Annotated in this window: 24 protein-coding genes and 1 tRNA gene; 20 read left to right on the top strand and 5 right to left on the bottom strand. The window is 69.9% G+C overall.

The features are described from left to right. The 7 genes from OPU66_RS12395 to OPU66_RS12365 all read left to right on the top strand — a co-directional run. Positions 1 to 546: HEAT repeat domain-containing protein (locus tag OPU66_RS12395; protein WP_498553960.1), on the top strand; the 546-nt coding region annotated here is incomplete at its 5' end. Positions 547 to 548: 2 nt separating this feature from the next. After that, positions 549 to 1,391 carry a CheR family methyltransferase gene (locus OPU66_RS12390; RefSeq protein WP_498553959.1) on the top strand — a complete coding sequence of 281 codons (843 nt, stop codon included), beginning with the start codon at positions 549 to 551 and terminating at the stop codon, positions 1,389 to 1,391. Continuing rightward, positions 1,388 to 1,756 (top strand): response regulator, encoded by a 369-nt coding sequence (locus tag OPU66_RS12385; RefSeq protein ID WP_498553958.1) that lies wholly within the window; start codon positions 1,388 to 1,390, stop codon positions 1,754 to 1,756. Before OPU66_RS12390 ends, OPU66_RS12385 begins: the two co-directional genes overlap by 4 nt. Then, complete coding sequence (locus OPU66_RS12380) at positions 1,753 to 4,053, top strand: chemotaxis protein CheA (RefSeq protein ID WP_498553957.1); 2,301 nt, start codon at positions 1,753 to 1,755, stop codon at positions 4,051 to 4,053. The genes OPU66_RS12385 and OPU66_RS12380 overlap by 4 nt, the downstream gene beginning before the upstream one ends. Beyond that, positions 4,053 to 4,295 carry a hypothetical protein gene (locus OPU66_RS12375; RefSeq protein WP_498553956.1) on the top strand — a complete coding sequence of 81 codons (243 nt, stop codon included), beginning with the start codon at positions 4,053 to 4,055 and terminating at the stop codon, positions 4,293 to 4,295. Before OPU66_RS12380 ends, OPU66_RS12375 begins: the two co-directional genes overlap by 1 nt. 8 nt (positions 4,296 to 4,303) lie before the next feature. Beyond that, a complete protein-coding gene (locus OPU66_RS12370) occupies positions 4,304 to 4,675 on the top strand; it encodes a response regulator (RefSeq protein WP_160591076.1) in 372 nt (123 codons plus the stop codon). Between the two features lie 33 nt (positions 4,676 to 4,708). Next, positions 4,709 to 5,917, top strand: coding sequence for a methyl-accepting chemotaxis protein (locus OPU66_RS12365; protein WP_498553955.1), 1,209 nt, complete (start codon positions 4,709 to 4,711; stop codon positions 5,915 to 5,917). Between the two features lie 106 nt (positions 5,918 to 6,023). Here OPU66_RS12365 and OPU66_RS12360 read toward each other — a convergent pair whose 3' ends face one another. Both OPU66_RS12360 and OPU66_RS12355 read right to left on the bottom strand, forming a co-directional pair. Beyond that, positions 6,024 to 6,692 carry a TylF/MycF/NovP-related O-methyltransferase gene (locus tag OPU66_RS12360; RefSeq protein WP_498553954.1) on the bottom strand — a complete coding sequence of 223 codons (669 nt, stop codon included), beginning with the start codon at positions 6,690 to 6,692 and terminating at the stop codon, positions 6,024 to 6,026. A 122-nt stretch (positions 6,693 to 6,814) separates the two neighbouring features. Beyond that, positions 6,815 to 7,468, bottom strand: coding sequence for a TetR/AcrR family transcriptional regulator C-terminal domain-containing protein (locus OPU66_RS12355; RefSeq protein WP_498553953.1), 654 nt, complete (start codon positions 7,466 to 7,468; stop codon positions 6,815 to 6,817). Between the two features lie 103 nt (positions 7,469 to 7,571). Here OPU66_RS12355 and OPU66_RS12350 point away from each other — a divergent pair, with 103 nt between their 5' ends. From OPU66_RS12350 to OPU66_RS12335, 4 genes are read left to right on the top strand one after another with little or no spacing between them, the layout of a single operon-like run. Further along, positions 7,572 to 8,627, top strand: a complete 1,056-nt coding sequence (locus tag OPU66_RS12350; protein WP_498553952.1) for an efflux RND transporter periplasmic adaptor subunit — start codon at positions 7,572 to 7,574, stop codon at positions 8,625 to 8,627. After that, entirely contained in the window at positions 8,624 to 11,722 is a 3,099-nt protein-coding gene (locus OPU66_RS12345) for an efflux RND transporter permease subunit (protein ID WP_498553951.1), read from the top strand. The genes OPU66_RS12350 and OPU66_RS12345 overlap by 4 nt, the downstream gene beginning before the upstream one ends. Before the next feature lie 31 nt (positions 11,723 to 11,753). Next, complete coding sequence (locus OPU66_RS12340; RefSeq protein WP_498553950.1) at positions 11,754 to 13,532, top strand: copper resistance system multicopper oxidase; 1,779 nt, start codon at positions 11,754 to 11,756, stop codon at positions 13,530 to 13,532. Further along, positions 13,532 to 14,458: a copper resistance protein B gene (locus OPU66_RS12335; protein ID WP_498553949.1), complete on the top strand. Its 927-nt coding sequence runs from the start codon at positions 13,532 to 13,534 to the stop codon at positions 14,456 to 14,458. The genes OPU66_RS12340 and OPU66_RS12335 overlap by 1 nt, the downstream gene beginning before the upstream one ends. A 24-nt stretch (positions 14,459 to 14,482) precedes the next feature. Here OPU66_RS12335 and OPU66_RS12330 read toward each other — a convergent pair whose 3' ends face one another. Together OPU66_RS12330 and OPU66_RS12325 are read right to left on the bottom strand one after the other, a co-directional pair. Next, positions 14,483 to 15,628 (bottom strand): MBL fold metallo-hydrolase, encoded by a 1,146-nt coding sequence (locus tag OPU66_RS12330; protein ID WP_498553948.1) that lies wholly within the window; start codon positions 15,626 to 15,628, stop codon positions 14,483 to 14,485. Positions 15,629 to 15,690: 62 nt separating this feature from the next. Next, complete coding sequence (locus tag OPU66_RS12325) at positions 15,691 to 16,356, bottom strand: cell cycle transcriptional regulator TrcR (RefSeq protein ID WP_498553962.1); 666 nt, start codon at positions 16,354 to 16,356, stop codon at positions 15,691 to 15,693. Positions 16,357 to 16,592: 236 nt separating this feature from the next. On the opposite strand from OPU66_RS12325, the gene OPU66_RS12320 reads away from it, so the two are divergent. From OPU66_RS12320 to OPU66_RS12300, 5 genes are all read left to right on the top strand, one after another. Further along, the gene (locus OPU66_RS12320; protein ID WP_498553947.1) at positions 16,593 to 18,017 is read left to right on the top strand and encodes a replication-associated recombination protein A; all 1,425 of its coding nucleotides are present in this window, start codon (positions 16,593 to 16,595) and stop codon (positions 18,015 to 18,017) included. Beyond that, the gene (locus OPU66_RS12315) at positions 18,010 to 19,410 is read left to right on the top strand and encodes a serine hydrolase domain-containing protein (protein ID WP_498553946.1); all 1,401 of its coding nucleotides are present in this window, start codon (positions 18,010 to 18,012) and stop codon (positions 19,408 to 19,410) included. The genes OPU66_RS12320 and OPU66_RS12315 overlap by 8 nt, the downstream gene beginning before the upstream one ends. Next, on the top strand, positions 19,400 to 20,299 hold the full coding sequence (locus tag OPU66_RS12310) for a hypothetical protein (RefSeq protein WP_498553945.1): 900 nt from the start codon (positions 19,400 to 19,402) through the stop codon (positions 20,297 to 20,299). Before OPU66_RS12315 ends, OPU66_RS12310 begins: the two co-directional genes overlap by 11 nt. Positions 20,300 to 20,353: 54 nt before the next feature. Beyond that, positions 20,354 to 20,429, top strand: a tRNA-Thr gene (locus OPU66_RS12305). Positions 20,430 to 20,925: 496 nt separating this feature from the next. Further along, on the top strand, positions 20,926 to 21,798 hold the full coding sequence (locus tag OPU66_RS12300; protein ID WP_498553944.1) for a DUF7946 domain-containing protein: 873 nt from the start codon (positions 20,926 to 20,928) through the stop codon (positions 21,796 to 21,798). Positions 21,799 to 21,929: 131 nt separating this feature from the next. Here the strand turns inward: OPU66_RS12300 and OPU66_RS12295 are convergent, their stop codons facing one another. Beyond that, the gene (locus tag OPU66_RS12295; RefSeq protein WP_498553943.1) at positions 21,930 to 23,090 is read right to left on the bottom strand and encodes a PQQ-dependent sugar dehydrogenase; all 1,161 of its coding nucleotides are present in this window, start codon (positions 23,088 to 23,090) and stop codon (positions 21,930 to 21,932) included. A gap of 281 nt (positions 23,091 to 23,371) precedes the next feature. Between OPU66_RS12295 and rimP the strand changes: the two genes are divergently transcribed. From rimP to OPU66_RS12275, 4 genes are all read left to right on the top strand, one after another. Continuing rightward, the gene (gene rimP / locus OPU66_RS12290; protein WP_498553942.1) at positions 23,372 to 23,896 is read left to right on the top strand and encodes a ribosome maturation protein RimP; all 525 of its coding nucleotides are present in this window, start codon (positions 23,372 to 23,374) and stop codon (positions 23,894 to 23,896) included. Positions 23,897 to 23,907: 11 nt separating this feature from the next. Further along, positions 23,908 to 25,503, top strand: coding sequence for a transcription termination factor NusA (gene nusA, locus OPU66_RS12285; protein WP_498553941.1), 1,596 nt, complete (start codon positions 23,908 to 23,910; stop codon positions 25,501 to 25,503). A 16-nt stretch (positions 25,504 to 25,519) separates the two neighbouring features. Further along, positions 25,520 to 26,260 (top strand): DUF448 domain-containing protein, encoded by a 741-nt coding sequence (locus OPU66_RS12280; RefSeq protein WP_498553961.1) that lies wholly within the window; start codon positions 25,520 to 25,522, stop codon positions 26,258 to 26,260. 7 nt (positions 26,261 to 26,267) lie between these two features. Further along, a partial coding sequence (locus tag OPU66_RS12275) for a translation initiation factor IF-2 associated domain-containing protein (RefSeq protein ID WP_498553940.1) occupies positions 26,268 to 26,948 on the top strand: 681 nt, incomplete at its 3' end.

Below are 26,948 nucleotides of genomic sequence, written 5' to 3'. Positions count from 1 at the left end.
GCACAGGCGCTGGCCGGTCAGCCCGGCGCGGTGGCGCGGCTGCGCGCGCGGCTGGCCGTGGAGCACGACCGCGCGGTGCGCGCCGCGCTGATCGATGCCTTGCTTGCAACCGGCAGCGATGCCGCGCTGGGCGGCGTCGCCGCGCTGCTCGACGCCGAGGATCCCGGCGCGCGCGCGGCGGCGTTCGAGGCGATTGCCCGGATCGACGATGCCCGCGCGGTCGCGCTGCTGCTGCCGCTGCTCGACGCCCCGGCCGGGGGGGAAGAAGGGGATCGTGCCGCCCCGCAGGCACGCGACAGCGAACGGCGTCTGCGCGCACTCGCTGCGCTGGCCGGGCGGCGCGACGGCCGGCTGGCCGCGCCACTGATCCGGCTGCTGGGCGAGGAGCAGGACGCCAATGTCTGCGCGGCGGCGGCCGACCTGCTCGGCCGGCAGGGCGAGCGCGCGGCACTGCCCGCGCTGCTGCGCCTCAAGGCCCGGTTCCGCGCCGAGCCGTTTTTGCAGTTTGCGACCGATGCGGCGGTCGCACGGCTGCGGGAGGGCTGAACATGGGCCATCCGAGGGTCAGCGACGATGATTTCGAACGCTTCCGCGACTATTTCCACCGCGAGACCGGCATCCATTTCGATGCGTCGAAACGCTATTTCGTCGACAAAAGGCTGGTCGAGCGGGTGCGCGAGACCGCCAGCGGATCGGCAAGCGCCTATCTGGCGCGGCTGAGCAAGGGCGGCGCGGCGACCGAGCTGCAGCAGCTGATCAACGCGATGACGGTCAACGAGACCTATTTCCTGCGCGAGGAATATCAGTTCGAGGCGCTGGTCGATTCGGTGCTGCCCGATATCGTCGCGCGCCGCCGCCACCGCCGGCCGATCCGCATCTGGTGCGTGCCCTCCTCGACCGGCGAAGAGCCTTATTCGGTGGCGATCTATCTGCTCGAACGCTGGCCGGGGCTGGCCGACTGGGACGTCGAAATCCTGTCGTCGGACATCGACACGGCGGTCCTCGAGCGCGCGCAGGCCGGGCGTTATTCCGCCCGCTCGGTCCAGCATCTGCCGCGCGCCTGGCTCGCCCGCTATTTCGAGTCGCGCGGCGACGACCATCAGCTGTCGGCCGATATCCGCGAGTCGGTCTGCTTCACCCGCTGCAACCTGACCGACCCCGGCGAGACGCGCGGTTTCCGCGACATCGACGTGATCTTCTGCCGCAACCTGCTGATCTATTTCGACGACCGCTCGCGGCGCGTGGCGGTCGATGCGTTGTACGACGCGCTGACACCGGGCGGCTTCGTCCTGCTCGGCCATTCGGAATCGATGGGGCGCATCTCGTCGCTGTTCAGCCCGCGCCGATTCCCGCGCGCCGTCGTCCATCAAAAGCCGGGGGACCCGGCATGAACCCGATCCTGATCGTCGACGATGCGGCGGTGATCCGCAGCTATTACCGCGAAATCCTGTCCGGCGCGGGCTATGCGGTCGCGGAGGCGGACAATGGCATCGACGCGCTGGAAACGGCGCTCACCCGGCCGTGCAGCCTGTGCATCGTCGATGTGAACATGCCCCGGCTCGACGGCTTTGCGTTTCTGGAGGCGCTGCGCCGCGAACCGGTCGCGCAGCCGCCGGCGCTGGTGATCACGACCGACAGCGGGGCCGTCACCGCCGCGCGCTGCCGGGCGAGCGGCGCCAGCGCCTATCTGCCCAAGCCGGTGCGGCCGCAGACGCTGCTTCACCATGTCGCGCTGCTGACCGGGGGGCGGGCATGAGCCGGCTGCTCGACCAGTTCCTCGCCGAGGCGCAGGACCTGCTGCAGGGCATCGGCACCGGGCTGATGCAGCTTGAGCGCACGCCCGATGACGATGCGGCGATGAACGCGCTGTTCCGCTGCGTCCATACGCTCAAGGGCAATAGCGGCCTGTTCGACATGGCCGAAATGACGCGGCTGCTGCACGCGGCCGAAGATCTGATGGATGCGGTGCGCGGCGGGATGCTGCCGTTCACGCCCGCGCTGGCCGATCATCTGCTGCGCGCCACCGATCTGGTCGCGGCGCTGTGCGAACAGGTGGCGTGCGACGGCAATACCGAGGGGCCGCGCGGCGCGGAGGCGGTGGCGATGGCGGCCAGCCTGCGCGCGCTGATCGAACCCGCGCAGCCGCAGGGTGCCGCCGATCCGTCCCCCGCCGACGCCGCCCCGGCTGACCAGCTGCCCGCGCTACCTGACGAGGCGGTGGCGGCGATCACCGCCTATGGCGGCGGCGATCCGCTGGTGTTCATCCGCTATGTGCCGGACGCGCAATGCTATTTCAGCGGCGACGATCCGCTGCGCACCGCGCGCCTGGCCCCCGGCCGGATCTGGGGACGGATCGTTCCGCCCGCCGACTGGCCGCCGCTGGCCGAGCTGGACGCCTATGCCAACCGGCTGGCGTTCGAGATCATCTGCGCCGCGCCGCGCGACGCGCTGATGCGGCATTTCCGCTATGTCGCCGATCAGGTGACGCTGATCCCCGTGCCGCAGGAAAACGCGGCCGGCAGCGACGCCCCCGATCTTGCCGCATTGCTGATCGCGCAGCGCGAAACCCTGAGTGCCACGGACCGGCCGGACTGGCACGACGGCCGGGTGCGCGCAGCGGTGACGGTGCTGGCGAACGGCGCGCGCCAGCTGGGGCTGACCGAGGTGGCGGACCGCCTGCCGGCGCTGGGCGAGGCGTTTGTCGACAGCGATGATGCCGGGCCGTTGCTGGCGGCGGTCGATGCGCTGATCGCCCGGGCGCAGGCGGGCGCGGCCGATCCCGCGCCGGTTGCCCCCGACCCGGTTGCCCCCGACCCGGTCGCCCCCGATCCTGGCCGGGCCGATGCGCCGGCCGCCACGGCCCCGGCGGGCACCGGCACCAGCCCGGCACTGCGCGTCGATCAGGCGCGGATCGACCGGCTGCTCAATCTGGTCGGCGAGATGGCGGTCGCGCGCAACGCCCTGCCCTATCTCGCCCGCCATGCCGCGCGGCTCGATGGCGGCCGCGATCTGGAACGCGAGATCAAGGCGCAGCACGCCGCGATCAGCCGCATCACCGACGAATTGCAGGCCGCGATCATGCAGATCCGCATGATGCCGGTCGCGCTGGTGTTCGAACGCTTTCCCCGGCTGGTGCGCGACCTGTCGCGCCGGCTGGGCAAGCAGGTCGATCTGGTGCTCGACGGCGAAGAGACCGAGGCCGATAAGAACATCGTCGAAAGCATCGCCGACCCGCTGATCCACATGGTCCGCAACAGCCTCGACCATGGGCTGGAAACGCCGGACGAGCGCATCGCCGCCGGCAAGCCCGCCACCGGGCGCCTCGCCATCCGCGCGGCGCAGGATGGCGACCGTATCCGCATCGAGATCCGCGACGACGGGCGCGGCATCGATCCCGACCGGGTGCGCGCGCGCGCCGTCGAACGCGGGCTGATCGCGGCCGATGCCGCTGCGCAGCTGAGTGCGCGCGACGCCGTGCAGCTGGTGTTCCTGCCCGGTTTCTCGACGGCGGCGGCAATCTCCGACCTGTCGGGGCGCGGCGTCGGCATGGATGTGGTGCGCACGGCGGTCGAGCGGCTGCACGGCGACATCGCGCTCGACAGCGTGGCCGGTCAGGGCACCACGGTGCGGATCGCGCTGCCGCTGTCGGTCGCCATCACCCGCGTGCTGGTGATCGAAACCGATGGCCAGCGCTTTGCCGTGCCGGTCGATGCGGTGGTCGAAACATTGCGCGTGGCCGAGGCCGATCTGCGCGCCGTCGGGCAGGGGCAGGCGATTGTCCGGCGCGGCCGGATCGTCCCGCTGCGCCCGCTCAACGCCGCGCTCGGGATCGACGCCGCCCCGCGCCGCAGCATGGCAGGCGAACTGGCGATCCTGATCCTGCAGCGCGGCGACGAGCAGATCGGCCTGATCGTCGATGATTTCCGCGAAACGCTCGACGTCATCCAGAAGCCGCTGGGGGCGCTGCTCGCCGGGATCGACGTCTATTCCGGCTCGACGCTGATGGGCGACGGCGCGGTGGTGATGGTGCTCAACCCAAGGAGGCTCGGCTGATGCCGGTGCGGCTGTTCAAGCGCAAGGCGGTGCTGTCGGGCGAGGTCGATGTCGAGGCGGCCGAGACGCTCCATGCCTGGCTGATCGAGGCACCGGGGCGCGCGGTCGATCTCAGCGGCTGCACCCATGTCCACCCCGCCTGCCTTCAGGTGCTGCTGGCCGGCAGCGCCCCCATTCTCGCCCTGCCCGCCGATGCCGACCTGCATGGCTGGCTCGCCCCGCTGCTTTTTCCGGACAGATAGGACTGCCGATGCCCAAGACCATCCTGATCGTCGATGATTCCGCCACCATGCTAATGAGCGTCCGCGCGACGCTGGAGATGAACGGCTATGTCGTCGAAACCGCCGCCGATGGCTGCAAGGCGCTGTCCAAGCTGCGCAGCGGGCTGAAGGCCGACATGATCATCACCGACATCAACATGCCGCATATGGGCGGGATGGAGCTGATCAAGCAGGTGCGCGCGCTGCCCGGCTACCGGTTCAAGCCGATCCTGACGCTGACCACCGAAAGCCAGGCCGCCAAGCGCGACGAAGCGCGGCGGCTGGGCGCGACCGGCTGGCTGGTCAAGCCGGTGCCCGGCCCCGAGCTGCTGGAGGTCGTCCGGCAGGTGATGCCGGGCTGAACCATGACGCTGCGCCCGCCCCCTTCCCCGGCCGTGCGACACGCGCTGCCTGTCGTCCTCGCCGCGCTTGCGGTGACGGGCGCGGCTGCTCTGCTCGGCGGCTGGCTTGCGGGCGGCTGGGGCGCGGCGCTGGCCCTTGGCGAAGCGGTGGCGATGCTGGCCCTGGCGCGACGCTGGCCGGCGCGCGGTGCAGGTGCAGCGGCGGACCGTCCCCGCCAGCCCGAGGCGGCACCGCCCCCGCCCGCCCCTGCCCTGCCCGACATTCCGGCGTTTCCCGCCATTCCGGCATTTCCCGTGGCCGACGCCCCGGCGGGGGCGATCGATCTGGCGGCGCTCGCCCGCTATCTCGACACGCTGCGCGGCCAGATTGCCGGCGTGCAGGGCGATGCCGAGGCCGGGGTGATGGACATTATCGGTCAGGCATCGCGCCTCAACGGCGGCTCGGCCGAACAGCAGGCGCGGCTCAGCCGCTCGATGGCCGATGGCGAGGCCTTGCTGCGCGCCGCCGCCCGGCCCGATGACATCATCCGGTCGCTGACCGCGATCCTCGACCGGCGGGCAAACGATGCCGCGCGCAACCATGAACGGCTGGAGGCGCTGGCCGAAAGCACCGCGCGGCTGCGCCCGGCGGCCGATGCGATCGCCAAGATTTCCGACCGCGCGGTGCTGCTGTCCTTCAATGCAGCGGTCGAGGCGGGGCGCGCCGGGGCGGCGGGCGGATCGTTCGGCGTCGTCGCCGACCAGGTCCGGGCGCTTGCCGAATCCATCGCCTCGGTCGCCAAGACGCTTGGGGGCGAACTGGACCTGATCGCCCGGCAGATGCGCGACGAACTGTTGGCGGCACGGCCCGATTCGGGGTCCGGCGACGCCGATGTCGCGCGGCTGATGGCGGAACTTGGCGCGCTGCATGACGAGGTGAACCGCAGCGGCCATACGCTGCTTGAGCTGATCCGCGAGGCCGGATCCGGCCATGCCCAGCTGACCGAAGGGCTGGCGCATATTCTGGGGGCCGTGCAGTTCCACGACATCATCCGCCAGCGGCTGGACCATGTGGTCGAGGCGCTTGACGAGCTGGAGGCCCATCTGGCGGCCCCCGACGCGGCGGACGGCCCGACGCTGGACGCGCGGCTGGATGCGCTGCGTGCGCGCTATGTGATGGAAAGTGAGCGCCTCGCCCACGCGGTCCCGGCGGCACCGGCGGATGCGCCCGAACCGGCGATGCCGCGTATCCAGCTATTCTGACCATTCGGCGCAGCCCCGCCGCGCGCCGGGGCTTGGATGCAGCCGGTTCGGGCCCCGCGGTGGAGCATCGTCAAGCCGGACAGGGTTCCCCGGCTTGAAAATGCTCTTAGCCGGGCATCCGCAAAAAGGCCGGCACGGCATAATGGCCAAGCTTGCCAAAGCCGAGCTTCAGCCGCTGTGCCACCTCCTCCGCCGCGCGGGTCGCGCCGGCGACAAGGCCGTAATCGTCGAACAGGATCAGCCCGCCCGGCACCATGTGCGGCACCAGCCGGTCGAGCGCGAACGCCGTCGGCTCATACACATCCATGTCGAGGTGGAGCAGCGCGATGCGCAATTCGGGCCGCTGCGCCAGATAGGCGGGCAGCGTGTCGAACACATTGCCCTGATGCAGATGGACATTGCCGATGCCCTTGTCGGCGATCAGGTCGCGCAGCGTGTCGCGGGCGATGCCGTCGCCGCGTTCCGCCTCGAACCGGTCGATGAAATCCCGGTCTTCCGCCTGCTCCACACCGCTGCGCGGGAATGTACCGAACGCGTCAAAGCCATGGATTTCCCGGCTCGTTTCATGTTCGGCAAGGCTGCGGAACATCGCAAAGCGCATCAGCGACGCGCCCTTATAGACGCCCAGTTCGACGACCGCGCCGGGCAGGCCGGTGATCTGCCGGTAAAGCTCCCAATGGGCGATGAGCTTGCCCATCCGGCCGACCGGGGCGCGCAGATAGAATGTATTCTCCGCCTCGGGCAGCGTGTCGGCGGGGGCGGGAACATAGGTCATTGCGCAGTCACCTCGGGTCGGTCTGGCAGGATGCCTGCCATCATCGTCATGCCCGTCTAATCTAGCAGATTTGCCGGGCGGACGCCGCCCGACCGCGCAAATCGGCGGCGTCCGCCATGACGTCACGCATCCGTCGTGCGCGCGGGACGGTGCCCGGCGAGCACGACGGCAACGCAGCGCGCGGCGTGCGCATCCAGTTCGTCGGGCGACATGGACGGGCCGCTCAGCTCCCACATCAGCACCGGCCAGCCGCGCAGCAGCCCGAGCAGGTCGCTGGCCGTCTGTTCGGGATCGTCAATCGCCAGCCCGTGCGCGGCGAGCGCGGCGATCAGCGCGGTGAAGCGCGCCTTGGTGAAGGCGATGGCGTGGACGAGGAACAGCTGCCCCAGCTCCGGATGGCGTTCGCGCTCCATCGTCACCAGCCGGTGGGTGTTGAGCGCCTCGGGATCGAGCACGAGATCGAGAAAGCGCCGCGCGGCGGCGGTCAGCAGCGCATCCGGCGGGCCGCCCGATGACGACAGCTCGAAACTGCCGAGCACCGTCTCGCATTTGCGGGTGACGGCGGCGGCGAACAGCTGCGCCTTGTCCCCGAACCACGCATAAAGCGTCGGCTTGGCGACACCTGCGGCGCGCGCGATGGCGGCCATGCTCGTCCGCTCAAACCCCTGCGCCAGAAACAGCGCCTGCGCCGCGGCGATGGCCGCATCGCGCCGCGCCGGATCGGGTGGCCGCCCGGGGCCGGATGGCCGCGCAGCAGGGGGGGACGGGCCGGTCATGCCGCGAGGCTATCTTTTTTGAACCGGTCGGTATAGTTTTTCATCCGAACCGATTCCGCACGGATCGGCAACGGCAGGGCAAGCGGCAGGGGGCGGACAGACCATGGCAGGATCGACGGCGCAGGCGCATATCGTACTGGTCATGGCGCTTGCCCTTGCCGGGTGCAAGGCAGCCGCGCCGGCCCCCGCCCCCCGCGCCGAGCCGGTGCCGGTCAGGCTGGTGCGCGTCGGTGCCGATGGCGGGGCCGTGGCGACGATCACCGGCACCGTCCGCCATGCCGAGGAAACGCCCCTTGCCTTTGCCCAGCCGGGCCGGGTGCGCGCCGTGCTGGTCGATGTCGGCGACACGGTCCGCGCCGGGCAATTGCTCGCCACGCTCGACACCGGGCCGGCCGATGCCAATGCCGTGGCCGCCGCCGAAGATGCCCGCCGTGCCGCGCTGGACCTCACGCGGCTGCGCACCTTGGCCGACAAGGGCTGGGTGACGCGCGCACGGCTGGAATCGGCCGAGGCCGGGGCCGCCGCCGCCAATGCCCGCGCCGCCGCCGCGCGGTTCGACCAGCGTTACGCCCGCATCCATGCGCCCGGCCCCGGTGTGGTGCTCGCCCGCACGCTCGATCCCGGTGCCATTGCGGCGGCGGGCGCGCCGGTGCTGACGCTGGGCGATGCGCGCGGCGGGCTGGTGGTGCAGCTGCCGCTGACCGACCGGCAGGCCGCAGCGCTCAGGCCAGGCACCCCAGCCGAGCTGCGCCTGCCCGCGCTCGGCCCCGCCCCGATATCGGGCCAGCTGCGCCGGATCAGCGGGCGCGGCGACCCGGCGACCGGGGCGTTTATCGGCGAAATCGCGCTGCCCGCTCTGCCCGGCCTGCGGTCGGGCATGATCGGCACCGTGCGCATCGCGACCGGCAACATTGGCGGCGAGACGGCGGCCAGCCGCCCGGTCATCCCCGCCACCGCCATCTTCGCCGCGCGCACCGAGGAAGCGTTCGTCTATGTCCACGATCCCCGTGCCGGGCGGGTCCGCGCGCGGCTGGTGCGGATCGAGGCGATTGGCGAGGCCGGCATCACCCTGTCGGCGGGGCTGAAGGCGGGCGAGGCGATTGTGGCGACCGGGCTCGACCGGCTGCGCGACGGCGCGCAGGTGCGGGTGATCCGGTGATCGCCCGCATCACCGGCTTTGCGGTCACGCGCTGGCAGGCGACGCTGATCGTGTTCGCGCTGCTGGCAGCCCTTGGCATTCAGGCGTTTCTCGCCATTCCCCGCTCGGTCGACCCGCATTTCCCGATCCCCGTCGTCGTCATCGTCGCGATCCAGCCGGGCGCGGATCCGGCCGATATGGAACAGACGGTCGCCAAGCCGATCGAGGAGGTGCTGCAGGGGCTGGACGGCATCGACCGGGTGCAGTCGCGCGCGACCGACGGTCAGGCGGTGGTGACCGCCGAGTTCGCATGGTCGACCGACCCGGAAAAGGATTATGACGAGGTGGTGCGCGAGGTTAACGCGATCCGCGCCCAGCTGCCCCAGGGGTTGCAGCGGCTGGAGTTCCGCAAGGTGCGCACCACCGAAAGCGCGGTCGTCCAGTTCGCGCTGGTCAGCGACACCGCCTCGTTCCGCCGGATGGAAAAGGTCGCGCGCGACCTGCGCGACAGCTTCACCCGCGTCCCCGGCGTGCGCGGCGCGCGCATCTGGGGGCTGCCCACGCCCGAAATGCGCGTCGCCGTCGATCTCGGCCGGCTGGCCGAGCTGCGCCTGCCGGTCAGCGCGGTCACCGATGCGCTGCGCGCCGGCGGGGCCGATCTGCCCGCGGGCGCGGTCAGCGTGGGCGACCAGCGTTTCAATGTCCGCGCGGGCGGGGCGTTCCGCACGGTCGAGGAGCTGCGCGACACGCCGCTGCGCGCCGGCAATGGCAGCGTCGTGCGCGTCGGCGACGTCGCCCAGATCGGCTGGGCATCGCCCGAGCGCACCCATGTCACGCGCTGGAACGGCAAGCGCGCAATCTGGCTGACCGTCACCCAGAAAGACCGCGTCAATGTGCTCGACGTGCAGCGCGGGGTGATGGCGGCGGCGGAGCGCGCGCGGCCGTTCCTGCCGCCCGACATCGCGCTCGTCGCCGGGTTCGACCAGAGCCGCGACATCGCCGACAAGCTCGGCCAGCTCGGCCGCGACTTTGCGCTCGCGCTGGCGCTGGTGCTGATCACCTTGCTGCCGCTCGGCCTGCGCGCGTCGCTGGTGGTGATGATCTCGGTGCCGCTCAGCCTTGCCATCGGCGTGCTGGCGATGTGGCTGGCCGATTATACGCTCAACCAGCTGGTGATTGCCGGCTTCATCCTCGCGCTCGGCCTGCTGGTCGACGATTCGATCGTCGTCGTCGAAAACATCGCCCGGCGGCTGCGCGGCGGGCTGACGCGCGGACAGGCGGCGCTTGCGGGCACGTCGCAGATCGCCGTGGCGGTGCTGGGCTGCACCGGGGTGCTGATCTTTGCGTTCCTGCCGCTCGTCTTCCTGCCCGAAGGCGCGGGCAAGTTCACGCGCGGCCTGCCGCTTGCGGTGATCGCGACGGTTGCGGCCAGCCTGGTCGTGTCGCTGACCATCGTGCCGTTTCTCGCCAGCCGCATCCTGCCGCGCACCGAAAGCGCGCATGGCAACCGCATCCTGCAATGGGTCGAGGGCGGCATCCACCGGCTCTACGCCCCGGTGCTGCACTGGGCGCTGGAGCGGCCATGGCGGGCGCTTGGCGCGTCGATGGCGCTGTGCGCGGCCGCCATCGGGCTGGTGCCCATCATCGGCACCAGCCTGTTTCCGTCCGCCGACACCCCCTATTTTCTGGTCGAGATCGAAGCCCCCGAAGGGGCCGAGACCAGCCAGACCGACCGGGCGGTGCGCTTTGTCGAGGCCGTGCTGGCCGGCGAGCCGGGGGTGACGACGCGGCTGGCCAATATCGGCCGCGGCAATCCGCAGGTGTTTTATAACGTCCGCGAGATCGACCAGCGCAGCAATATCGGCGCGGTGCTGGGCGTCATGGACCGCTGGGACCCGGATGCAGGCCCGGCGATGATCGGCCGCATCCGCGCGCGCTTTGCCGCCTATCCGGACGCGCGCATCACCGTGACGCCGTTCCAGAACGGCGCGCCGATCGCGGCCCCCATCGCCTGGACCGTCTATGGCCCGGATCTGGCGGAGCTGAAGCGGCTGGCCGGGGCGGTCGAGGCGGCGCTCAAGGACACGCCGGGCGCGCGCGACGTGCGCAACCCGCTGGCGCTTGACCGCATCGACCTTGATCTCGGCCTTGATACCGGCAAGGCGGCGCTGCTCGGCGTCGCGCCGGGGGCGGCGCGGCGGGTGGCGCGGCTGGCACTGGCCGGCGAGCCGGCGGGCCGGTTCCGCGATGCCGAGGGCGACAGCTATGATGTCGTCGTCCGCCTGCCGATGGGCGAACGGCACAGCATCGCCGCGCTGGAGCAGATCCATGTGCCGACGACCGCCGCACCGGGCGCGGCCATCCCGCTTGCGCAGATCGCGCGCCCGCGCCTGTCCCCCGGGCCGGCGCAGATCACCCGCGACCGCCAGCAGCGCAGCGTGCAGGTGACCGCCAATGTCCAGCTGGGCGCGCTCACCTCGCGCGTCAGCGCGGCGAGCGCGGAGCGGATCGCGCGCATCACGCTGCCGCCCGGCTACAGCATCGCCGTGGGCGGCGAGGCCGAGGCGCGGGCGCGCAGCTTTTCGGGACTTGGCGGGATCATCCTGCTGACCGTGTTCGGCATCATGGGCGTGCTGGTGCTGGAGTTCGGCCGGTTCAAGGAAACCGCGGTGGTGGCCGGCGTCATTCCGCTCGGGCTGTTCGGCGGGCTGGTCGCCCTGTGGGCGAACGGCCTGTCGCTCAGCTATACGGCGATCATCGGCTTCGTCGCGCTCATTGGGATCGAGATCAAGAATTCGATCCTGCTCGTCGATTTCACCGCCCAGCTGCGCGCCGAGGGCATGGCCCTGCGCCCGGCAATCGAGCGCGCGGGCGAGGTGCGCTTCCTGCCCGTGCTGTTGACGAGCGTGACGGCAATCGGCGGGCTGCTGCCGCTCGCCCTGTCGGGATCGGGGCTGTATGCGCCGCTCGCCTGGGTGATCATCGGCGGGCTGGTGTCGTCGACGCTGATGTCGCGCATCGTCACCCCGGTCATGTATCTGCTGATCGCGCGCGGCGAAGAACCGGCGGGCGGGGAACGGGCGGGCGGGCAACAGGCCGTCGCACCCGCCCCTTGACCTTTGCCGCGCCGCCCCGAAATGCGGGGGCGTGACCCGCCAACCCAATCCCGCCGCGCCGCTCGACCGCCGCAGCCTGTTGAAAGCCGGCGGTGCCGGCCTGTCGGCGCTGGCCCTGCCCTGGTATCCCGGCTGGGCGCAGCCCGTGTCGGCCGGGCTGACGACGCTGCCCGAACTGACCGGACCGGATGTCACGCTGCGCATCGCGCACCAGATGATGATGGTCGACGGGCGGCCGCGCCACGCCATCGGCATCAACGGCACCGTGCCCGGCCCGCTCATCCGCCTGCAACAGGGGCAGACGGCGCGGCTGACCGTGATCAACGATCTGGACGAGGACAGTTCGATCCACTGGCACGGCCTGCTGGTGCCGTTTCACATGGACGGGGTGCCGGGCGTCAGCTTTCCGGGCATCCCGGCCGGGGGGCGCTTCACTTATGAATTTCCGCTGATCCAGGCCGGCACCTATTGGTATCACAGCCATTCAGGCCTGCAGGAGCAGATAGGCCATTACGGCCCGCTGATCGTCGCGCCCGACGGGCCGGACCCGGTGGCGGCGGACCGGGAGCATGTGATCCTGCTGTCGGATTCAAGCCCGATCCACCCGCACATGATCATGCGCCGCCTGAAGCAGATGGGCGGATATTTCAATTACCAGAAACAGACGCTGTTCGGCCAGCTGGCCGGGCGCGACCAGAAGGCAGCCGAACGTGCGGCCTGGGGCGCGATGCGGATGGACCCGGCCGATGTCGCCGATGTGACCGGGGCAACCTACACCTATCTGGTAAACGGCCACGGCCCGGCCGAACCGTTTGCGGCGCTGTTCCACCCGGGCGAGCGGGTGCGGCTGCGCGTCATCAATGCCTCGGCGATGACCACGTTCAACCTGCGCATTCCGGGCCTCGCGCTCGACATCGTCGCCGCCGACGGGCTGGCCGTGCGCCCGGTGACGGTCGACGAGTTCCAGATCGCGGTCGCCGAAACCTATGACGTGATCGTGCGCCCGGCCGATGACCGCGCTTATGCGCTGGTCGCCGAAAGCGTCGACCGGTCGGGCATGGCGCGGGCCGTGCTCGCGCCCCGGCCCGGCGTCATGCCGGCCTTCCCGCCGCTGCGCCCCCGGCCGCTGGCGACGATGAAGGATATGGGGATGGGCGGCCATGGCGGGGGCGATCATGGCGCCGCCTGCCCGCCCGAACATGCGGCGATGGGCCATTGCAGCCCCGCCGCGCCGGCCGCACCGATGGATCATGGGATGCGCGATTTCAGCCTCGCGCCGCCCACCGTGCGCCGCACGGCGACCGTCCAGTCGATCTCGCCCATGCCGGTCGACCGCACCGGCGAGCCGGGCCAGGGGCTGGCGGATGTCGGGCACCGGGTGCTCACCTATCGCGATCTGGTCGCCGCCGCGCCCAACCCCGATCCGCGCCCGCCCGAGCGCGAGATCGAGATCCATCTGACCGGCAATATGGAACGCTATATGTGGGCGTTCGACGGCGAGAAGCTGTCCGAGGTCAAGGCCCCGATCACCTTCCGCGCCGGGGAAAGGGTGCGCGTCACGTTGGTCAACGACACGATGATGGGCCACCCGATCCATCTTCACGGCCATTATTTCGAGCTGGTGACCGGGCATGGCGACCATGCGCCGCGCAAGCATACGGTGCAGGTGCAGCCGGGCGGCAAGCTGAGCTTCGACCTTACCGCCGATGCGGTGGGCGACTGGGCGTTTCACTGCCATCTGCTCTACCACATGCATGCCGGCATGATGCAGATCGTCTCCGTCCGCCCCGATCCAGAACGCGCCGCCTGATGCCTGCCCTGATCCTGACCGCGCTGGCCGCCGCCGCCCAGCCCGTGGCGGCCACCGCCTGCCCGCCCGAACATGCGGCGATGGGCCATTGCACACCGCCAGCACCGCCCGCTGTGCCGCCCGCCGCGGCCCCCACTGTGCCGCCCTGCCCGCCCGAACATGCGGCAATGGGCCATTGCACGCCCACTGCCCCCCGCCCGAACGCCGCCGCGCCGCCGCCTGCAACCCCCGATTATGCCGACCGCATCTGGGGCGCGGAGGCGATGCGGGCGTCGCGCGCGGCGGTGCGGCACGAACATGGCGGCATGCCCTATTCGCAGCTGATGTTCGACATTGCCGAGCTACAGCTGCGCGACGGCCGCGACGGCTGGCGGATCGAAGGCGAAGGCTGGTTCGGCGGCGACATCAACCGGCTGCTCGTCCGCTTCGAGGGTGAAGGCGATCTGGGCCGCGCGGCCGAGCAGATCGAGCTACAGGCCGTCTATTCGCGCGCCATCGGGCCATATTTCAACCTGCAGGCGGGGCTGCGCCACGATGTCCGCCCCGATCCGTCGCGCACCCATGCGGTGTTCGGTATTGAAGGGCTTGCGCCATATTGGTTCGAAATCGAGGCGCTGGCATTCCTGTCGACCAAAGGCGAACTGACCGGCCGCTTCGCCGCCAGCTATGACCAGCGCCTGACCCAGCGGCTGGTGCTGCAACCGCGGGTGGAGCTGAACCTGGCCGCCGCCGCCATCCCCGAACGCGGGATCGCCGCCGGCCTGTCGGACGGTGAGCTGGATTTCCGGCTGCGCTATGAAATCGCCCGCGAATTCGCACCCTATCTGGGCGTGTCGTTCGGGCGGCGCTTCGGCCGTTTCGCCCGCAGCGCGGGTGAAGGCGGCACCGAAACCAGCATCGTCATTGGCGTGCGCGGCTGGTTCTGAAGCCCCCGCTCAGCAGCCCCACTCTCAGCAGGCCCGCCACCACCACACGCCGTCCACCGGCTCGCGCACCGCGCGCCCGGCCTGTTCGAGATGCTGGAGATGGGCGAGCGTCTCGCCGGTCGCCATGCCGAGCAATTTGTCGTCGATCGCGCGCTTGAACATCACTCCGAAGCAATCGACCGCGCGCAGCGGCCGTTCGGCAAGCCGGGCATGCAGCCGGTCGAGCGTGCGCACATGTCCGTCGGCCAGCGCATCGAGCCGGGCATGAAGGCCGGTGAACACCGCGCCATGCGCGGGCAGGACGAGCAGATCACCCGGCAGTTCGGCGCGCAGCCGGGCGATGGACGCCAGCCATTCGCCCAGCGGATCGGCCTCGGGCTCGAGGATCGAGATGGCGACGATGGAGCTGATGCGCGGCAGCACCTGATCGCCGGCGATCATCATGCCGCGCACCTCGTCGACCAGACACAGATGTTCCGGGCTGTGGCCGCTGCCGATGACCGCGCGCCAGCCGCCGCCCAGATCGTCGCCCGCCTGCACGCGCACAAACCCCTCGGGCATGCGGTGGACCGAACGGGCGAAGCTGCCCCAGCCGCGCGCGGTGGCGGTGTCGATCTGCGCCTCGGTCCAGCCGGCACCGCGCCAGGTGGCGACCGCCTCGGCCGGCGGCGCGGGGCGCGCATCGGCGCACAGCAGCCGCGCGGTCAGATATTCCCCCCGCGTCATCCACAGGCTTGTCCCGAACTTTGTGCACAGCCAGCCGGCAAGGCCGATATGGTCGGGATGCATATGGGTGCAGATCACCCGGCTGACCGGCCGGCCGCCGAGCGGCCCGGCAAGCACGTCGCGCCATGCCTGTTTGCAGGCATCGGTCGGCACGCCGGTGTCGATCAGCGCCAGCCCGTCCGCCTCCTCGACCGCCCAGACATTGATATGCCCCAGCGGCCCGCCCAGCGGCAGCCGGATCCATGACACGCCCTGGCCAAGATCGATCAGTTCACCGGGCGCGGGGGCGCGGTCGCCGAACGGATAGTCGAGCCCGCGCACCGTCGCGCGCCGGGCATGATGGTCGGCAATCGGCGGCACGCCCGCTTCGGCGTGAACGGCGAGGGGGGCGGCTGGCGGGGTGATGGGCGATGCCGGGTCGGCGGGCGGGCGGGACGGAGTCATGCTTCCCCTATCCCGCCCGCGGCCTTGCTTGTCGAGATGGACGGACGCCGCCGTCCACAGCCTCAGCGGCGGAACGGATCCTCGAACGCCGGCCGGTCGGTGGTGTCGAGTTCGCCGCGCGCGGCCGCATCGGCCTCGCGGGCGGCGCGCTCACGCTCGGCGCGCAGCTGTTCGATCAGCGCCTCGCGGTCGCCGGCCAGACGCTGGTCGGTCGGCGCCTCGATGCCCGCCGCCTTCGCCGCCTTGGCGACGATCGCGTCCAGCTCGCGCTGCGAACACAGGCCGAGCGTGACCGGATCCTTGGGCGTGATGTTGGCGATGTTCCAGTGCGTCCGGTCGCGAATCGCCGCAATCGTCGTGCGGGTGGTGCCGATCAGCTTGGAAATCGCGCCATCCGAAACTTCGGGATGGTTGCGGATGATCCAGGCGATGCCGTCGGGCTTGTCCTGCCGCTTCGACACCGGGGTGTAGCGCGGCCCCTTGGTGCGGCGGACCTGTTCCGGCCCCTTCTGGATGCGCAGCCGGTAATCGGGATTGGCCTGGCCGCGCTCGATCTCGTCCATCGTCAGTTCATGGGCGCGCACCGGGTCGCGCCCGGTCAGGCGGGTGCCGGCGGTGTCGTCGGCAATCGCCTGCACCTCAAGGATGTGCAGCCCGCAGAAATCAGCGATTTGCTGGAATGTGAGCGCCGTATTCTCGACCAGCCAGGAAGCGGTCGCGTGCGGCATCAGCGGCTGAGCCAAGGAAACCTCCGGAAACAAATAGGGCCGCCCCTTCACGGAGCGGCCGACCATGCAGCCTCCTTTTTAGTGCGCCGCGCCGCCAGTGGCAAGGACGCAAGCACGCGCGGCCTCGCAGCCGGGCTTGACCGGCCGGGATGTATCCGGTCTTGCTGCGCGCCCGCCCCCCATCTCCCGCCTGCCCGAGCGTTTGCCCCCGAGCGTTTGCCCCCGAGCGTTTGCCGATGTCCGATCCGCCCCCGCGTCCCGCCCCCGATCCGGGCGATCTGTTCGGTCCCGCCGCCGATCACGGCGCGCAGGTGGCCGGGCGCGACGCGGCGGGCGCGCCGCTGGCTGACCGGCTGCGCCCGCGCACGCTTGCCGATGTCGTCGGCCAGGATCATCTGACGGGGGCAGAGGGGGCCATCGGGCGGATGGTTGCGGCCGGGCGGCTTGCCTCGATGATCCTGTGGGGCCCGCCCGGCACCGGCAAGACCAGCATCGCCCGCCTGCTCGCCGATGCGGTCGGGCTGCGCTTTGCGGCGATCTCGGCGGTGTTTTCGGGCGTCGCCGATCTGAAAAAGGCCTTTGCCGAGGCGCGCGACCTTCGCCGCGCCGGGCAGCGGACCCTGCTGTTCGTGGACGAGATTCATCGTTTCAACCGCGCCCAGCAGGACGGATTCCTGCCCTTTGTCGAGGATGGCACCGTCATCCTGGTTGGCGCGACGACCGAGAATCCGTCGTTCGAGCTCAATGCCGCGCTGCTGTCGCGGGCGCAGGTGCTGATCCTGCACCGGCTGGATGCGGCGGCGCTCGACCTGCTGCTCGCGCGGGCCGAGGCAGGGACCGGCCGGCCGCTGCCGCTGACCGCCGATGCGCGCGCGGCGCTGATCGCCAGCGCCGATGGCGATGGTCGCTTCCTGCTCAACCAGGCCGAGACGCTGTTTTCGCTGGGTCTGCCCGAACCGCTCGATCCGGCCGCGCTGTCGGCGCTGCTCCACCGCCGGGTCGCCGTCTATGACAAGGACCGCGAGGGCCATTACAATCTGATCTCGGCGCTGCACAAATCGCTGCGCGGATCGGATCCGCAGGCCGCGCTCTATTATCTGGCGCGGATGCTGGTGGCGGGCGAAGAGCCGCTTTACGTGCTGCGCCGGCTCACCCGTTTTGCCAGCGAAGATATCGGCCTTGCCGACCCGCAGGCGCTGGTCCAGTGCATTGCCGCGCGCGACGCCTATGAGTTTCTGGGCAGCCCGGAGGGTGAGCTGGCGATCGTGCAGGCCTGTCTCTATCTGGCGACCGCGCCCAAATCCAACGCCGCCTACAAGGCGCAGAAGGCAGCGTGGAAAAGCGCCCGCGACACCGGCTCGCTGATGCCGCCCGCCCATATCCTGAACGCGCCGACCCGGCTGATGAAGGACATCGGCTATGGCAAGGGCTATGCCTATGACCATGATGCAAAGGACGGGTTTTCCGGGGCCGATTACTGGCCCGAGGGCATGGCCGCCCAGGCCTATTACCGGCCGACGCCGCGCGGGTTCGAAGCGAGGATCGCGGAACGGCTGGCCTATTGGGACGGGCTGAGGCGCGGCAAGGCTGTGGATAAGCCGGTGAAAAACAACGAGGACAGGCATGAGGATCAGGCAGGGGGCAAGTCGGGGGATGAATAGCGGGACAAGGCTGTGCGCGACGCTGGGGATAAGCCTGTGGGCATCGCTTACCGCCGCCCAGAGCCTGCCGCCGCCGCCCGCCGGGCTGAGCGAGCATCAGCGCGCCATCGCCGCCGGCTATACCGCGCTCACCCTGTGCGAAGGCGTGCTGTCGGCCGGGCGCACCCCCGAGCAGGTGGCGGCGACCGAGATGCAGGGCATCTATCCCGAATATCAGGCGCTGGCATCGGCGCTGCCCGCGCAGATTGACCCGTCGGCCCTGCGCGTCACCGTGCCGTTCGACGCAGGGCTGCCGCCGCGCATCGCCAGCTGGCGGCCGCTGACCGGCTGCACGCTCGCCCCCATCGGCCAGGCCGAAATCCCCGGCCCGGCCCCGACCGGCGATGCGCGCCCGATCCATGCCGTGCCCGCCGATCCGCGCCCCTGGCCGCTGGGCGATGCCGGAATCGCACCGCGCCCCGGCCCCGCGCTTGCCGGCCGGATCAGGGACGCACTTCAGGGCAGCTATGGCGGCGTCACCACCGGGCTGGTCGTCGTGCGCGACGGGCGCATTGTCGGCGAAGCCTATGCCGCCGGATTCGGCCCGTTCACGCCCAACCGCACCTGGTCGGTCGCCAAGAGCATCGCCGGCACGCTCACCGGCATCGCGGTGGGAGACGGGCTGCTCGACCCGGCGGCCCCCGCGCCGGTGCCCGAATGGCGCAGCCCCGGCGATCCGCGCGCGGCGATCACGCTCGATCAGCTGCTGCGTATGGCCTCGGGCCTGACCAGCGACAGCGCGGGCAACCGCACCGATGCGCTCTATTTCGGCGGCACCAGCGTCACCGAACAGGCCCCGTTCTGGCCGCTCGGCGCGCTGCCGGGCACGCGCTTCCGCTATGCCAATAACGACATTCTGCTCGCCATCCGCGCGCTCCGGGCAAAGCTGGCGGATGGCGATGTGGCGGGCTTTGCCGCGACGCGCCTGCTCGCGCCGCTCGGCCTGCGCCATACGACGCTGGGTGCCGACTGGCAGGGCAATCTGGTCTTGTCGTCGCAGGTCTGGTCGACCGCGCGCGATCTGGCCCGGCTGGGCGAGCTGTGGCGCGGCGATGGCATGTGGCAGGGCAAAAGGCTGCTGCCCGCCGGCTGGATGGCGCGGATGACCGCACCGTCCGGCCCGCAGCCCGGCAGCGGGCCCGGCTATGGCGCGACATTGTGGCTGTTCGGCCCGCAACAGGGGCTGCCCGCGGGCAGCTTTGCGGCGCAGGGCAATCGCGGCCAATATGTGATGGTCGTGCCCGCGCGCGGGCTGGTGCTGGTGCGGCGCGGCGAGGATCCGGCCGGGCGCGGGTTCGACATTGCCCGCTTCACCGCCGATGTGCTGGGCGCGCTGGCCGGCGATGGCGGCTGACGCGGCCGCCCCCCGCCCGGAGCGGTTCCGGGATTTCGTGTGCATCGACTGGTCGGGGGCGGCGGTCGCCCGGCCGCCGGGGCTGGCCGTCGCCCATGCGCGCGCGGGCAGCGCGGCCCCGGCGCTGCTCGCCCCGGCAGGCGGCTGGACGCGCCCGGCGATTCTCGACTGGCTGCTCGGCCATGCCGATGCGGGCACGCCGATGCTGGTCGGGCTGGATCTGTCGCCCGGATTTCCCTTTGCCGATCACGGGGCCTATTTCCCCGGCTGGGCCGACAGCCCGGGCGATGCGCGTTCGCTCTGGGCGCTGGTCGACCGGCTGGCGGGCGACGAGCCGCATCTGGCCGCCAACCGCTTCATCGACCATCCCGAGGCCAGCCGCTATTTCCGCCGCCATGGCCAGCCTTTGGGCGACCGGTTCGGCGCTGCTGGACGCGGGCGGCTGCGCGAGGTCGAGGCGCGGCAGCGCAGCCTCGCCCTCGCCCCGGCCAGCTGCTTCAATCTGGTCGGCGCGGCGCAGGTCGGCAAATCGAGCCTGACCGGGATGCGCCTTCTCCACCGGCTGGGCGGGCGCATCCCGGTCTGGCCGTTCGATCCGCTGCCCGACAGCGGCCCGGTGATCGTCGAAATCTATACCAGCCTTGCCGCGCGCGCCGCCGGCCTGCCCGCCGGGCGCAGCAAGCTGCGCGACGGCATCGCGCTCGACACGGCGCTGGCGCGGCTGGGCAGCGCGGCGCACACCCCCCTGCCGCGCTACACCGACCATGCGACCGATGCGATGCTGACCGCCGCCTGGCTGCGCCGGGCGGCGGGCGACGCCGCGCTCTGGCATCCGCCCGGGCTGGACGCGGTTCGCCACACCGAAGGCTGGACGTTCGGCGTCGGCTGACGCATTGGGGGGCGAAGAACGCTCACGCGACGTATCGCGGAGTGACGTGTTTGGGCCGGGTTAGCTCAGCTGGTAGAGCAACCGCCTTGTAAGCGGTAGGTCGTCGGTTCGAGTCCGACACCCGGCACCATTTCGAGTCCAAGTATCTGAGGGAATGCGGAAAAGTCTCTCAAAAGGCTGGGCCATGGACACAAACGTGTCACATACGGAGCCTTGTGAGATGCCTCCTCGCGTCCCCAACGCCAAGCAAGCCTAGCAACCCTGCAATGCTCCCGGCGTCTAAGTAGGACATTTGGTCGTCCTTCAGCGCTTTGGCTGCTCGGGCAGCGTACCTGTTCGCTTCCTTCAGGGCCGCCTCGCGAAGCGATCCTCGACCGGCTTCAAGGTCGTCGAAACACTCGGCAAGGACTAAGAGCAGAGCTGGGAGTCGCTAGGTCGACCGTGAACCGGCTCGCCGGGGACCTTGTCGAGGCCGCGGGGGAGGGGATCTGAGGCGCTAGGCCTGCTGCTCGAACCCAAATTCCTGCTTGGCCCTGCATTTTTCGGCTTGGATTTAGTCTAGCTGCCGTCGGCTTGTATTTGGCTGCCGTCGGTTTAGCCTAGAGAAAACTAAGAGGGGGGAATTCGTGCTGGACTTTGTGCTGTCCTACACCGGAGGCTTAGCAGAACAGAACGAGATCGACTTCTACGATGCCGCCCGCGCGATGATGGGCTTTCAGCGCTCGCTAGCCCTTGTCACGCATCTCGTTCTCAATGGCGAGATTATCGCCCAAGCGACCGCTCTCAAAGGCGCGCAAATCATCTCCAGTGCTCCCGAAGAGGGAAGCTGGAAAGTGGCAGCGTCAGTTGCAATTGCGATTTTCACTATCGGCTCCGTAGGACGAGACTCGCCAATTGGCTATATTACGACATCAGTATTCGACTATGTATTATTGAACAGTATGGGATTTCACGTTGATTACAATAAGACTTTTCAAGAGCAGTATCACGATTATCTATCTTCAAAGAAGATTACACCGGAGAAGCTTGACAGCCTAACAGAGAAGGTCGAGACTAGCATAGCCGATATACATCGACCGCTTTATGCATCGCAGACTGCAACGACGGGCAGGATCGAATCGATTGTGGGACACTCGGCCCCGAGGAAAATCGGGCCCGACATGAGCGTTCTGACTTACGAATATCTTTCAACGAACATCGTCTCCGACAATGAAGAAACGATCATTGGTGTCGTCTCTTCATACAACATGAATACGTTCAAGGGCCGCATCTTCGTGTACACTGAGGAACGGCCAATACCCTTTGAGTTGAACGAAGGCGCTCGGAGCCGCCGCAATATTGCTCTCATCACCGAGAGCCTCAGGGCCAACGCGTCCGGCACAGACGAGCATGAAGGGATCATCGAGATGCGGGGATACCGGGTCGAGTCGAAGTCCGGGCGGCTCAAGCTTGTGCGGGTGGTGGCCGTCGGCGATGGAACCGGGCGCGATCTCTTCTAGCTTGCGTGTCACGTACGACTATCACGTGCTAGCTCGGTTGAGGCCTCACCCCCCTCTGAGAGAACGCGTTTCAGGAACAGTCCGACACCCGGCACCATCATCGCCAATCGCGCCCCGCCCCCCGTGCCGGCTCAGCGCCGGGTGAGGCGGAGCAGGCGGCCCTGCGACCCTTGCGCGCCGTCTTCGAGCAGCCACAGCGCGCCATCCGGCCCTTCCTCGACCTCGCGGATGCGCGCACCCATGTCCCACTGGCTGCCCTTCTGGGCGTTGGTGCCGTCGACATCGACGCGGATCAGCGCCTTGCTCGACAGGCCGCCGATGAACAGGTCGCCGCGCCATTCCGGCCACATCCGCCCCGAATAGGCGATCAGCCCGCCCGGCGAGATTGCCGGATTCCACCAGACTTTGGGCGCTTCGAAACCGTCGCCGGGCTGGTGATCGGGAATGTCGCGGCCGTCATAATGGTCGCCGTTCGACACGCGCGGATAGCCGTAATTGCGCCCGGGCAGGACGAGATTGACCTCGTCGCCGCCCTTGGGGCCCATTTCCTGCTGCCACAGATTGCCGCGCGCATCGAAGGCGAGGCCGAGCAGGTTGCGATGGCCATAGGACCAGACCGCCGGGTGAAAGCCCTTGGCCGCCAGCGGATTGCCCTTGGCCGGGGTGCCGTCGTCATTGAGGCGCAGCACCTTGCCCAGCGTCGCCGCCGGATCCTGTGCCGGATCGAATTTCTGCCGTTCGCCATTGGTGAAGAACAGCTTGCCGTCGGGCGCAAAGGCGATGCGGCCCGAAAAATGGCCATTGCCTTCGACATAGGGGGTGGCGCGGAAAATCACCTCGACCTTGTCGAGCCGGGGCGTCCCCGCCTCCTCCAGCCGGCCGCGCGCCAGCACGACGCCCTTGGCACCCGCTTCATTCTGCTCGACATAGCTGAAATAGACGAGCCGGTTGGCGGCGAAGCGCGGATGCAGCACGACATCGTGCATCCCGCCCTGCCCGCCGGTCGCCACCGCCGGCACCCCGGCAAGCGCGGTGCGCGACTGGCCATCGGCGGCAACGAGCAGGATCTGCCCGGCCTTTTCGGTGACGAGCATCCGCCCATCGGGCAGGAAGGTCATTGCCCAGGGCGCGTCGAAATCGGCGACCGGCGTGACCGTGAACGGCGCGGCGGCCGCCGGCTCCTGCGCCTGGCCGGAACAGGCGATGGTGAGCAGCGCGGCCCCGGCGACGGGCGCGAGGCGGCGGCGGACGATCGGCAGAAACGCGGGCGACAGCGATGCGGGCAATGACATGGATGAGATCCTCGATTCCGGCGTGAACCCTGGTGCGACAGCCCCCGGCACGACACGGCGGGGCCGCCGCCCGGATGCTTGAACGCGCGACGACGCCAGTAGCGCCTTTGCACCCTGCCGCCAATCGGCCCGTCCCGCGACAAAGCCCACTTGTCCGCGCGGGCGTTCGGGCGTATATGGCGTCATATTCCTCGACATCGGTAACGACGTTGAGGCCGGGTTCCCACGGAACTCCGGCACATATCCCCGTGCATGGCCATCCCGGCCCGACTGGAGCGCAAGTGACCGATATCGCCGCCCTGACGCAGTTGATCGAACCCGAGGCCAAGGCCCTGGGATTCGAACTGGTGCGCGTGGCGATGATCGGCGGCACGTCGGACCCGACCCTGCAGGTGATGGCCGAACGCCCGGACACGCGCCAGCTGACCATCGACGATTGTGCGGCACTGTCGCGGCGGCTGTCGGACATGCTCGACGCCACCGACCCGATCGAACAGGCCTATCGGCTGGAAGTCAGCTCGCCGGGGATCGACCGGCCGCTCACCCGGTTGCGCGACTTTGCCGACTGGGCCGGGCATGAGGCGCGGATCACGCTCAGCGAGCCGCTTGACGGGCGCAAGCAGTTTCAGGGCGTGCTGGCGGGCGTGGACGGCGACACGATCCGGGTCGACCTCGGCCCGCGCGGCCAGGCGCTGCTGCCCTTTTCCGGTCTCAAGACCGCCAAGCTGGTTTTGACCGACAGGCTGATTGCCGCCACCGCGCCGCTGAGCGCGGACGGCGTCGATACAATCCAGGTAGAAGGATAGGTTAGACGATCATGGCCACCGCTATCTCCGCCAACAAGGCCGAGCTGCTTGCCATCGCCGATTCGGTCGCGCGTGAAAAGCTGATCGACAAGGCCATCGTCATCGAGGCGATGGAAGACGCCATCCAGCGCGCGGCCAAGAACCGTTACGGCGCGGAAAACGACATCCGCGCCAAGCTTGATCCCAACAGCGGCGATCTACGGCTGTGGCGCGTCGTCGAAGTGGTCGAGGCGGTCGACGATTATTTCAAGCAGGTGTCGGTTGCCGACGCGCAGAAGCTGGAAAAGGGCGCGAAGGTCGGCGACTTCATCGTCGATCCGCTGCCGCCGATCGAGTTCGGCCGCATCCAGGCGCAGGCGTCGAAGCAGATCATCTTCCAGAAGGTCCGCGACGCCGAGCGCGAGCGCCAGTTCGAAGAGTTCAAGGGCCGGGTCGGCGAGATCATCACCGGCGTCGTCAAGCGGGTCGAGTTCGGCCATGTCGTCGTCGATCTGGGCCGCGCCGAAGGCGTGATCCGCCGCGACCAGCAGATCCCGCGCGAAGTGGTGCGCGTCGGCGACCGCATCCGTTCGCTGATCCTGCGCGTGATCCGCGAGAATCGCGGGCCGCAGATCTTCCTGTCGCGCGCCCATCCGGACTTCATGAAGAAGCTGTTCGCGCAGGAAGTGCCCGAAATCTACGACGGCATCATCGAGATCAAGGCCGCCGCCCGCGATCCGGGCAGCCGCGCCAAGATCGGCGTGATCAGCCATGACGGGTCGATCGACCCGGTCGGTGCCTGTGTCGGCATGAAGGGCAGCCGCGTGCAGGCGGTCGTCCAGGAAATGCAGGGCGAAAAGATCGACATCATCCCCTGGTCGCCCGACACCGCGACCTTCGTCGTCAACGCGCTCCAGCCGGCCAATGTCAGCCGCGTCGTCATCGACGAGGAAGAGGACCGGATCGAAGTCGTCGTCCCCGACGATCAGCTGAGCCTGGCGATCGGCCGGCGCGGGCAGAATGTCCGCCTCGCCTCGCAGCTGACGGGCAAGGCGATCGACATCATGACCGAGACGGATGCGTCCGACAAACGCCAGCGCGAGTTCGCCGAGCGGTCGGAGACGTTCCAGAACGAGCTGGACGTCGACGAGACGCTCGCCCAGCTGCTGGTCGCCGAAGGCTTCACCACGCTCGAGGAAGTCGCCTATATCGAGCAGGACGAGATCGCGACCATCGAAGGCTTTGACGAAGAACTGGCCGCCGAGCTGCAAAGCCGCGCCCAGGAAGCGCTCGAGCGCCGCGAGGAAGCGAATCGCGAAGAGCGTCTGGCGCTGGGCGTCGAGGACGCGCTGGCGGCGATCCCGCACCTGACCGAAGCGATGCTGGTCACGCTCGGCAAGGCGGGGATCAAGACGCTCGACGATCTCGCCGATCTCGCCACCGACGAGCTGGTCGCCCGCCGCCGCGCCGAACCGCGCCGCCGCAACAACGACCAGCCGCGCGAACAGGACAAGGGCGGGATCCTCGCCGATTATGGCCTGAGCGAGGAACAGGGCAACGAGATCATCATGGCGGCCCGCGCCCATTGGTTCGAAGGGGAGGACGCGGTTGCGGACACTTCCCAATGAGACGCCTGAGCCGAAGCTGACGGATACGCCGCGCGGCTCCCGCCGCGCGGCGGCCGATGCCGAACGCAAATGCATCCTGACCGGCCAGCGGGCGGACAGGACCGGTCTGGTGCGCCTCGCACTCGGGCCGGACGGGCAGGTGCTGCCCGATGTCCGCGCCAAGGCCCCGGGCCGGGGTGCGTGGATCAGCGCGGACCGCACGATCCTTGACGGCGCGGCGGCGCGCGGGCGGCTGGAACAGGCGCTGGCGCGGGCATTTCGCCAGGGCCGCATCGGCGTGCCCGACGATCTTGCCGACCGCATCGCCAGCCAGCTTGAGCGCGCCGCGCTCGACCGGCTGGGGCTGGAAGCGCGCGCCGGCACGGTCCTGACCGGATCAGAGAGAATCGAGACGGCGGCGCGGCAGGGCCGCGTCGCGCTGCTGCTCCATGCCCGCGACGCCGCCGCAGACGGCAGCCGCCGGCTCGATCAGGCGCTGCGCGTCGGGTCCGATGCCGAAGGCAGCACGCTGAAAGGACTCGTAATCGCGGCCCCGCGCGCCATATTGTCGGCAGCGCTCGGGCGCGAAAATGCCGTGCATGTCGGCGTGGTCGACACGGGTGCCGCCCGGCGCATCGGCGAAGCGCTCGACCGCTGGCACGCATTTATCGGATTTGGTTTGAGGGATGAGCCTTGCGAAACCGCCTCGCAAGGTCCAATCGCGGCCGGGGCGCCTGATGGCGCACCGGCTGCTGCGGCGGCGAATGAAGGGTTGTGACGGGTTCATGAGCGACATCGACAACAAGGACAAGCCGAAGCTGGGCGCGCGCGCGCCGCTGGGCCTCAAGCGCACGGTCGAGACCGGCAAGGTCAAGCAGAGCTTCAGCCATGGCCGCTCGAACACCGTCGTGGTCGAGGTCAAACGCCGTCGCGTCCTCGGCCGGCCGGGCGAGGTCGAACAGCCCGAGGCCCAGTCGCCGGCCCCCGCGCCCGCCCCGGCCCCTGCCCCCGCCCCGCAGGCAGCCGCGCCCGCCGCGCCGCGCCCGCAGGCGGCACCAGCCCCCGCGCCTGCGCCCGCACCGCGCCCGCCGGTCGGCCGGCCGATGACCGCGATGGAGCGGCGCGAGCAGCAGGAACGGCTGCTGCGCGAGGCCGAGGAAGCGCGCCTGACCGCGCTTGAGGAAGCGCGCCGCCGCGAGGAGCAGGAGCGTCAGGCGGCGAGCGAGGAAGAACGCCGCCGCGCCGAGGAAAATCGCCGCGCCGAGGAAGAAGCACGCCAGCGTGCCGAGGAAGAAGCGCGCCGCGCCGCCGAAAGCCCGGCCCCGGCTGCCGCTCCCGCCGCCAGCGAAGCGGCGCCGGCCCCCGCCGCACCGATCAACGCCGCTCCGACCAACGCCGCACCGGCCAGCGCCGCCCCGGCCGGCAGCGAGCTCAAGGCCGAGCGCCCCGCCGCGCCGCCGCCGCGC

This window comes from Sphingomonas sp. URJC2, from assembly GCF_059803575.1.
This window is presented reverse-complemented; position numbering and strand designations above follow the sequence as displayed.